The 7987-nt window shown below is 43.3% G+C and carries 13 protein-coding genes; 12 read left to right on the forward strand and 1 reads right to left on the reverse strand.

All coding sequences use genetic code 11. The features are described 5' to 3' along the window. Nucleotides 1-156: 156 nt before the first annotated feature. Nucleotides 157-435 carry a YdaS family helix-turn-helix protein gene (locus BMX44_RS15940; RefSeq protein WP_090634866.1) on the reverse strand — a complete coding sequence of 93 codons (279 nt, stop codon included), beginning with the start codon at nt 433-435 and terminating at the stop codon, nt 157-159. Between BMX44_RS15940 and BMX44_RS15945 the strand changes: the two genes are divergently transcribed. The 12 genes from BMX44_RS15945 to BMX44_RS16000 form a co-directional block, all read left to right on the forward strand. Beyond that, nucleotides 434-940 carry a helix-turn-helix domain-containing protein gene (locus BMX44_RS15945; protein ID WP_090634868.1) on the forward strand — a complete coding sequence of 169 codons (507 nt, stop codon included), beginning with the start codon at nt 434-436 and terminating at the stop codon, nt 938-940. The genes BMX44_RS15940 and BMX44_RS15945 overlap by 2 nt on opposite strands. An 86-nt stretch (nt 941-1026) precedes the next feature. Then, complete coding sequence (locus tag BMX44_RS16975) at nt 1027-1416, forward strand: hypothetical protein (protein ID WP_177167794.1); 390 nt, start codon at nt 1027-1029, stop codon at nt 1414-1416. Nucleotides 1417-1442: 26 nt separating this feature from the next. Further along, nucleotides 1443-2066, forward strand: coding sequence for a hypothetical protein (locus BMX44_RS15955; RefSeq protein ID WP_090634870.1), 624 nt, complete (start codon nt 1443-1445; stop codon nt 2064-2066). Nucleotides 2067-2086: 20 nt separating this feature from the next. After that, complete coding sequence (locus BMX44_RS15960) at nt 2087-2836, forward strand: tetratricopeptide repeat protein (RefSeq protein WP_143056983.1); 750 nt, start codon at nt 2087-2089, stop codon at nt 2834-2836. A 516-nt stretch (nt 2837-3352) separates the two neighbouring features. Beyond that, entirely contained in the window at nt 3353-3805 is a 453-nt protein-coding gene (locus BMX44_RS15965; RefSeq protein ID WP_090634874.1) for a hypothetical protein, read from the forward strand. A gap of 100 nt (nt 3806-3905) precedes the next feature. After that, nucleotides 3906-4088 (forward strand): hypothetical protein, encoded by a 183-nt coding sequence (locus BMX44_RS15970; RefSeq protein WP_090634876.1) that lies wholly within the window; start codon nt 3906-3908, stop codon nt 4086-4088. Beyond that, nucleotides 4088-4288: a hypothetical protein gene (locus BMX44_RS15975; protein ID WP_090634880.1), complete on the forward strand. Its 201-nt coding sequence runs from the start codon at nt 4088-4090 to the stop codon at nt 4286-4288. The genes BMX44_RS15970 and BMX44_RS15975 overlap by 1 nt, the downstream gene beginning before the upstream one ends. Nucleotides 4289-4299: 11 nt before the next feature. After that, a complete protein-coding gene (locus BMX44_RS15980; RefSeq protein WP_090634881.1) occupies nt 4300-4635 on the forward strand; it encodes a hypothetical protein in 336 nt (111 codons plus the stop codon). Further along, a complete protein-coding gene (locus tag BMX44_RS15985) occupies nt 4632-5585 on the forward strand; it encodes a YqaJ viral recombinase family nuclease (protein WP_090634884.1) in 954 nt (317 codons plus the stop codon). The genes BMX44_RS15980 and BMX44_RS15985 overlap by 4 nt, the downstream gene beginning before the upstream one ends. 13 nt (nt 5586-5598) lie before the next feature. Next, a complete protein-coding gene (locus tag BMX44_RS15990) occupies nt 5599-6522 on the forward strand; it encodes a recombinase RecT (RefSeq protein WP_090634886.1) in 924 nt (307 codons plus the stop codon). A 36-nt stretch (nt 6523-6558) separates the two neighbouring features. Beyond that, the gene (locus BMX44_RS15995; protein WP_090634888.1) at nt 6559-7233 is read left to right on the forward strand and encodes a ribosome modulation factor; all 675 of its coding nucleotides are present in this window, start codon (nt 6559-6561) and stop codon (nt 7231-7233) included. Next, a partial coding sequence (locus BMX44_RS16000; protein WP_177167795.1) for an AAA family ATPase occupies nt 7230-7987 on the forward strand: 758 nt, incomplete at its 3' end. The genes BMX44_RS15995 and BMX44_RS16000, both read left to right, overlap by 4 nt.

A 7987-nucleotide genomic window follows, 5' to 3' on the forward strand; every position in this document is an offset into this window, starting at 1 on the left:
TACCTGGCTAAACTGAAACTATGAAAAAATGCCCGCATCCGAAGGGGTAGGTACAGAGAGGAAAAAGGAAATCCCCTCGGTGCGGACGGACAAGAGGAACGGCAAGTAAAATTCCTCACCTGGAATGCCAGCATCTGCATGGGTATTCCATTGTTTTTACGCGGCGTTTTCATTTCTTTCTATTTCTTGTGGATAAATGTCATGACTCAATGACCTGACGGTAACCACTCGATTCGTGATTTCTTCAATAGCAAGACGATATTCAGGAGGCACCGTAGGTACTCCTGATGGATGATTAATCCATTTGTATACGTGCTGCTGTTTTAGATTTTTTTTGCCAAGTCTTTTGTCTGCAAACCAACAATTTATTTTTTTTGCCAATTCAGACTGGCCGCCAGCTACTTCTATAGCTTTTTGCAATGGATATTTACTCATGGAGAAAATAATACAACCATTAGTTGTAGAATGTCAACAACTGATAGTTGGTTGTAATCAGCATATGATTTATCGCATGAGTGATAAAGAAAAAGCGCTTTTCTCCAAGCGCCTGAAAGAATTATGCGATGAAAAAAACCTTCCTGAATATGGAAGACAAACTCTTCTACGAAAAAAATTTGGCGTATCTCAGGAAGCTGTTCGCAAGTGGCTTGACGGTGAATCGATACCAAAACACAGCCATAAAGTAGCGCTGTGCGACTACTTCGGTGTCAATTTTGAATGGCTCTCAACTGGTAGAGGCATTAAATACCAAGAGCTAAACAAGGCTGAAAAAACCCTCAAAATGCTGGGAATTGATCCTGACAAATTGGATCTGGACCAGGTTGAAAGCATTAAGATTTTGATGGAAATACCAAAAGAAAACAGGAAACAGGCTAAAAGAGTCATTGAAACATTTGCAAAACCAGATAACGATGGAGAAGAACAAGGATCTGGCGGGTGATAAGCTTGTAATTCTGAAAGAGCGCTGCAAAAGACCAAATTGCTTTTGCAAGAAGACCCCGTTTATCGTAAACATACTCATTTAACATGGATAAGTATGAAAGAAGGCGCTTGAATTTAATAAAGCTACGTGACGAGAAATGTAATGGAGTCAATGCCGAAATCGCTCGCAAGATTGGAAAAGACCAATCTTACGTCAACCGTATATTCTATCCAGAAGGAAAAAAAGGCAAAAAAAGAATTGGTGACGATATTAAAGAAATAATTGAAACCGAATTCGGATTACCAACCGGATGGCTCGATGGCGTTGACTCAAACAACATTCTCGGTATCGATGAAACAAAGTTAACATTCAAGAACATAGAAATGATGCGAAGAATCGCACGGATGGATGAAGAGTACCTGAATGTAGTGGATGATATTCTTAAGATCGTTGAAAATAAAATCCATCCAAGAAAAGAACTAAAAAATAAGTAACCAATAAGAACTTAGACGATGGCGCTATGAAAAATAGCACAAATGCAAAAAAGCTGGCTTTGAAATTAATAATAATCTATTTCATTGTCACATTTACAACTGGATGTGTTAGCACTCAAGAATTACAGCATTCTATGGATGCTATTGATTCATTTTGGGGTGGAATAAATAGTAAGACGCTTGCATCTCAAGGTAGCAGAACATATTCAAATAATGTTGATAAATGCATGAAAGCAGCTAAAAATGCAGCGGGCCAACTCGGATTTACTATAATTGAAGAAAGCAGCAATTCTTTAATCGTACAATCTTTAACACCTAATCCATTTACAAAAGAAGAGTATCAAGCAATTAAGGAAATAGAAGAGCCAATAATGCAAGCTATGGCATCAAATTATGTTGGAAAATTCTATTCTACGATCTTTGTTTTAGACGACAGCGGCAACTTTTATATAACAGCAAGAATTGAAATTTTATCGATCCGGTCACAAGAAGAATCCTCCGTGAAAATTGCTTTCAAATTACATCCCAAAAATAAAAGCAAATGGATCATATACGGAACCAACCCACCACCTGAGGCAGTTAAAAAAGGGCTTGAAAAATGGTGGAATGCTTTTGAAGAAAACCTAATTGAATTAATGGAACCTGCTTAACCCTAAGGGATGAAGATAAATTGAAGACTATCCAAACTCTTATTTTTGTGTTGGTTGCAGCATTTGTTTTTGGCTGCGCATCCAACCAACTTAAGACGGACGAGGCATCATTCAATAAAGGACTAGCAGCGTTAGAACACGGTGACTTTGCAGTTGCTTCCGGTATTTACTCTGAGCTCTCCAAAAATGGATACCCTGCCGCAATGAACAACCTCGGCGTATCACTTTTAATGGTTGATCGCGAAGATGAGGCTCTATATTGGTTTAATATGGCCAGCAGGTATGGCGATAAAAATGCAAAAGAGACATTAGAAAAAATGGGACGCCCAGCGCCTAGTTCTGATTTAGTTGGACAGCACCCAACACAAATACAAGAAGCAAAAATGAGACAGTTTTTTGTTACAACATTAACTGGTCTTGCAATAGGCGTTACTGCATATCTAATCGTAGATAGTGTCAATAATCAATATAAAGTTGCTCCTGCTAGCAGTAGCAGACAAACATCAGGCTCTTCATTTTCTGGCCTCGCCAGCTCCCAATCAATGAGCTTGAAAGGATTTGGAAGCAACAGGAATTTAAATTTAGAAGATGATGATTATCCATATTCCAGTTTTTCTGGAATGCTTTATAAATATGATCTATCAAAACCGATTGATCAGATAAAGTATGATTTGGATATTTCATCGCAGCTAATTGACAGCATAAATCCAAGCTACAAAATTGACATGGATAGAGATTTTGGACAATTTGGCGGTGGAGCAAAGTGGTGATTTCAGTACCACTTTTTTGGTAATTTATCTCAAACTATGTTCTGACACGCTCGATTACGGTTAACCTACTGCATTTCTTTTCCAAACAAAATAACACTTCTCTCATTAGTTAACAGTAGTTATTTTTAACATTCATTAAATTTCATCAACAGTAGACCGATTTAAATATTAGGAGCAGCTGGTTCTCTCCTATAAAGACAAGTCGGCCATCTGGCCGGCCTCACCCTACCCGCACAGAAGCCGTTTCATCATTTTTTATCTCCGTTTAAATTCCAAAAAATTTTTTCCAAAATTACAACTTATGGTTGTTGACTAATAACAACTTATAGTTGTAATATATTAACTATCGCATCTCACCATTAGTTGTAAACGTAGATGTGTAGAAAGTGATCATCTCTCCCCTAGTGATGACGTGTACCGCAATAGCGGTGTTTCCGAGGCCGGATGATCGAGATTTTTAGATTCACCGGTCTCTTTTTTGACTTTTTACGAATTTTTATTCAAAGGAGCAAAAATATGTTCAAGAGTATCTCCCTTTCAATTCTTGCTGCACTGGGCGGCGATATCGATCGCGGCGCAGCTGCCCTGACCATCGCAGAACACCCTACCCTCGCGCAATGCGAGAGGCATATCGGACGCACATACAACGTAGACCTGGATCAGTACACAAATGAAGGCTACGAAATGAAACTCAAGCTGAATAACACCAGAGCGCACGGTTTCAATGATAACCAGACTTCCACATGCATCCAGACCGTCAAGCCAGAGGATGCACAGGCAATCTATGTCATAGGCGTGATCTACCAGAGCAACGGCTACGGCTCACAGACATATCAAACCGAGGCTTTATACCTTGGATCACCAGCTCAATGTGATGAGATCGATTCGCTGCTTGCAAGAATCAACCCACATTTCACGCCGCCTGAACTGGGAATAATGGCCGGCTGCACAAATTTGACCGAATCGTAATTCACTAACGGAGGCTGTGGCGGGTAGCGTCGATGCCAGGGATTTTCGTCCGTCATGCAGGATAACTTGCCCGCCTCCACCAATAACAAGGTAGATAACAATGAGCCAACGATGGAACGTAGATAACCCTCAGATAGTTGAAATACTTAGCGACTTCTCTGTACCAGGCCATCACCCTGAATTGTACGTTGTGCACACAAGTAATTTGCCAGTACTGGTAGACCGGCTGAAGGACCAAATCAGGGCAGACATTGAAGCTGAATACATGGGGAGAAATCAATAATGGTTACATGCGATATCAAAGTGGTTTCTGGCGGTTTCAAGATCGAGTATTCAGGTATATACAAAAGCACTTCTGATGCTGCTATGAGAGCGATTAAATCACACATGAAGGATGGCAAAAGATTTGCTTTATCTGTAGAGGAAAAGCATTGCAAGAAAATTGATGCAGATTTGCCAGAAATTCTTAGAGACCAAGCCTAAGCGGAGGCGGTATGGAATTAGCAAATTTTAACCACCAGAAAGCTGAGCAGCGGAGGTCGACGGCGATGCTGAATGACTTCCAACGCAAGGCTGAGATATTGCTGCAGGAGCGTATTTCAATCCATGAAATGGTCGACTGCCTGTGCGAAGCGATCAATAACACGCAGATTAATCATCACGATGAAGAATCGCTCGAATACCAGAATCTTCAGTTTTGCCATGACGTGATCGAATCGACCACTTGCGCGTTGGAACTGGAGAGAAACATTGATCCAAAACTGGCGCAGATTCGTGGACTGCTTGAAGTTCAATGCAGGCTCGAAAAAATTAAAAAGGAATTGTCATGACTGAAATGGATAGAACAAAATACATTGGAGGTGGTGACGTCGCGGCAATACTCGAAGTGTCACCTTGGAAATCGCAATTTCAGCTGTATCAGGAAAAAATTGGCGAATTCCAGGAAGAAATAACACCACAAAAACAGAGATTGTTTAATCGCGGCAAGCGTTGGGAACCGGTTGTTATAGATATGCTTGTCGATGAACTTCAAAGCCTGGGACATGATGTGCATATCCTGGATCGTAACAAGAGATATAAAGACCCTGTGCACAACTTCATCGCTGCAGAAATTGACCTTGAATTGATTATTGACGGTGAGGAATTTAACGGTGAAATGAAAACCGTGCACCCCTTCGCGGCCAAGGATTGGGGCGATGAGAACACAGACGAGATCCCCATATATTACACCGCCCAATGTCTACACGGACAAATGGTTGTCGGAAGAAATAGAACCATCGTGGCGGCACTGATCGGCGCAGACGATTTGCGCGTGCATTTTGTTGACCGCGACGAGGAAATGATTCGGATCATGCGGCAAAAAGAAATTGAATTCTGGACTCGCGTTCAAAACCGTGACGCGCCGGAACCCGCCACGGCTGACGACATAAAGCATTTATTCACCAAGGATTCCGGTTCGGCTGTTGAAGCGAACAATGAAATCATCGGGGCAATAGAAGAAATCAGAACGATTAAATCTTCACAAAAGAACCTTGAGGTTGAACTGGAACGCTTAATTATTCAGGTAAAAAAATACATGGGTGATTCTGCGTACCTGTTTGCCGGCAGAGACCAACTGTGTTCATGGAAGAACAACAAAGACGGCAAAAAAACAGACTGGATGTCGGCCTTTTATGATCTTGTTGGCAAATCAACAGGGATTAGCAAGGCTGATCTTGACCAAATAATCAACGCAGCCACAAAAGTAACACCCGGCTCTCGTGTTTTTAGATTGGAGTAAGGAGAAATTTATTATGAGCACTAGCACACTCAAATCTGTGGTTTCTGGTAATGGAGCAAAACCAAAGAATTTTCCCGCAATGCTGGATCAATTCAAATCAGAAATCGCAAGGGCATTACCTAAACACTTAAACCCTGACCGCATGGCAAGAATAGCATTAACAGCGTTCAGGAGAACTCCGAAGCTTGGCGATTGCGATCCGCGCAGTGTATTCGCAGCCGTGATACAGGCCAGTCAGCTTGGTTTAGAGCCGGATACCCTTGGGCGATCATACCTTATCCCATACGGGAAAGAGTGTCAGTTTGTTCCGGGTTGGAAAGGATTAGTTGACCTGTCAAATAGATCAGGTAACTGCACAACCTGGACTGGCGCAGTATTTGATGGAGATCATTTTGAATATGCGCTTGGTGACAGACCCTTCGTCACTCACAAACCGGGTGATGAATTCGATGTTGACTTGTTAACTCACGTATATGCAATTGGTCGCGTAAAAGGTGCTGAGTGGCCTGTCATCGAAGTGTGGCCGGTGTCTCGCGTAAAAAAGCATAGAGACAGATACAGCAAAGTCGGCAAGCGGCACTACTCTTTCGAGAATTTTGAAATGTATGCGCGAAAGGTTGTTCTGCTTCAGGTGTTGAAGTACATGCCAGCCAGCGCAGAAATGTCAGCGGCCATTTCTTTGAATGATGCTGCTGAGGTGGGCAAGCAAGGGTTAACAATTGATGCGGCGGTAAATAATGACTGGGCGCCAGTGGAAGATGAGCCTGAAGATGTGAACCCTATAATGGATGAAGAAGGCCCAGGTCAGAAACAGGAAGCAAATCCTGAAGCCAAACCAGAGCCAGAACAAAAGGTCGAGCCAAAGGCAGAACAGAAGCCTTCCACTTCGGAGACTCAACGCAAACCGCGCAATCAAGAGCCGCTGGATTTGGAATAACCATTAAGCAATAAACAAAATATCGAAGGATCAATCATGGATGAATCGGATTTCAGAAAAATTACGGCAGAAACGGTTGGCAGGGATTTACTCGAAGCTCTTGTGCAGGAAATAAGGTTAATGCCAGATGTATGGCAAAAAATGTCAAAAAAGAAACAGGATGATGTTATTGAACGTTTACGCAGTCGCGTAGAAGAAAACATCAAGATGGTTGTTCATGTCCTGTCCGCCCAGGGCCGCATCGTAGTGGTGGGCGATCTCGAACAGATTACTATCAAAGATGGCGTGAAAGCCGTCATCCGGTTTGGCACAAACGCACCGAACTTGCATGAATTATATGATGCGAACGGCAAAAGCGTCATGGTAGTGGTTGCAGATGCGGCGGATCATACTGGCGGCATGGACGAAATACAAGGAGAAAATGACCAGCGCGCATTCGATTTAGGCCATGAATACCATGACAATGATGGCGGCGGAATGGGAGACGATGAAACGATTGACTCAAGCGCAACCAGATTGCCATCACCTGATGACGTAAAACCGACAACCGAAGAGTTGAATAAGGCGTTCGAGGATGGATACCAGGCTGCTTCAGAGGGCAAGCCACAAAGCGATTGCCCGGTTGTTCGCAGTGAACTGGTCGTCGAATGGATTCGCGGCCATAAGGCGTGGCATGAAGAAAACGCTGACGAAGAGGTAACGGAGCAATGAAAATCAGCGCAATCAACATTGAAAACTACCTGTCCGCAAAGTCGGTATCAATCAAATGCAGTACACCGGTAACACTGATTGCCGGCCACAACGGATCTGGAAAATCGTCCATTCGTGACGCGGTACAGCATGCCTTAACGGGCGAAGCTTCGCGCGTCAGTTTGAAAAAGGAATACAGCCTCCTGGTATCTGATGAGCATGACTCCGGTTTCGCTGAAGTGATTACCGGCGAGAATAAATTCAGCATCGTTGTTCCGTCCGGCAAAGGCAATCATTCAGAAATTCCTGTCTTACCCTATGTGCTGGAAGCGCAGCGATTCGCGCAGCTGGATGAAAATAAGCGTCGTTCATACCTGTTCGGACTATCTCAAATCAGCATTAACCCTACCGTGATATGCGAAAAGCTGGTTAATGATCTCAAATGCAACGCAGACAAGGTTGAGCGGATCAGATCACTGCTTCGCGCTGGATTCCAGGCTGCACAAAAATCCGCTGCAGATAGCGCCAAAGAAGTCAAGGGCGAGTGGAAAAGCACCACTGGCGGGCAGACATGGGGCAAGGAAAAAGCCGAAACGTGGACGCCGGATGTGCCTGAAGTTGACGCAGACAAGGCTATCAAGCTGCTTGATAACGCGCGCAAAAACATCGCTGAGATTCAGGGAAAAATCAGCATTGAGACAGAAAAACTGGGCGCAGCAAGGCAATCCAATAGCGCTGCGGCAAATTCTGCTGAAGAACGCGAAAAACTCGAGTC

The organism is Nitrosomonas marina (assembly GCF_900110145.1).
GTDB classification, from domain to species: Bacteria; Pseudomonadota; Gammaproteobacteria; order Burkholderiales; family Nitrosomonadaceae; genus Nitrosomonas; species Nitrosomonas marina.

Bases quoted from the DNA above. Each gene is read 5' to 3' on its own strand.
- BMX44_RS15945 (WP_090634868.1), top strand. From the start codon at position 434: ATGGAGAAAATAATACAACCATTAGTTGTAGAATGTCAACAACTGATA.
- BMX44_RS15980 (WP_090634881.1), top strand. From the start codon at position 4,300: ATGGAATTAGCAAATTTTAACCACCAGAAAGCTGAGCAGCGGAGGTCG.
- BMX44_RS15995 (WP_090634888.1), top strand. From the start codon at position 6,559: ATGGATGAATCGGATTTCAGAAAAATTACGGCAGAAACGGTTGGCAGG.
- BMX44_RS15940 (WP_090634866.1), bottom strand. From the start codon at position 435: ATGAGTAAATATCCATTGCAAAAAGCTATAGAAGTAGCTGGCGGCCAG.
- BMX44_RS15965 (WP_090634874.1), top strand. From the start codon at position 3,353: ATGTTCAAGAGTATCTCCCTTTCAATTCTTGCTGCACTGGGCGGCGAT.
- BMX44_RS15975 (WP_090634880.1), top strand. From the start codon at position 4,088: ATGGTTACATGCGATATCAAAGTGGTTTCTGGCGGTTTCAAGATCGAG.
- BMX44_RS15970 (WP_090634876.1), top strand. From the start codon at position 3,906: ATGAGCCAACGATGGAACGTAGATAACCCTCAGATAGTTGAAATACTT.
- BMX44_RS15990 (WP_090634886.1), top strand. From the start codon at position 5,599: ATGAGCACTAGCACACTCAAATCTGTGGTTTCTGGTAATGGAGCAAAA.
- BMX44_RS16975 (WP_177167794.1), top strand. From the start codon at position 1,027: ATGGATAAGTATGAAAGAAGGCGCTTGAATTTAATAAAGCTACGTGAC.
- BMX44_RS15955 (WP_090634870.1), top strand. From the start codon at position 1,443: ATGAAAAATAGCACAAATGCAAAAAAGCTGGCTTTGAAATTAATAATA.
- BMX44_RS15985 (WP_090634884.1), top strand. From the start codon at position 4,632: ATGACTGAAATGGATAGAACAAAATACATTGGAGGTGGTGACGTCGCG.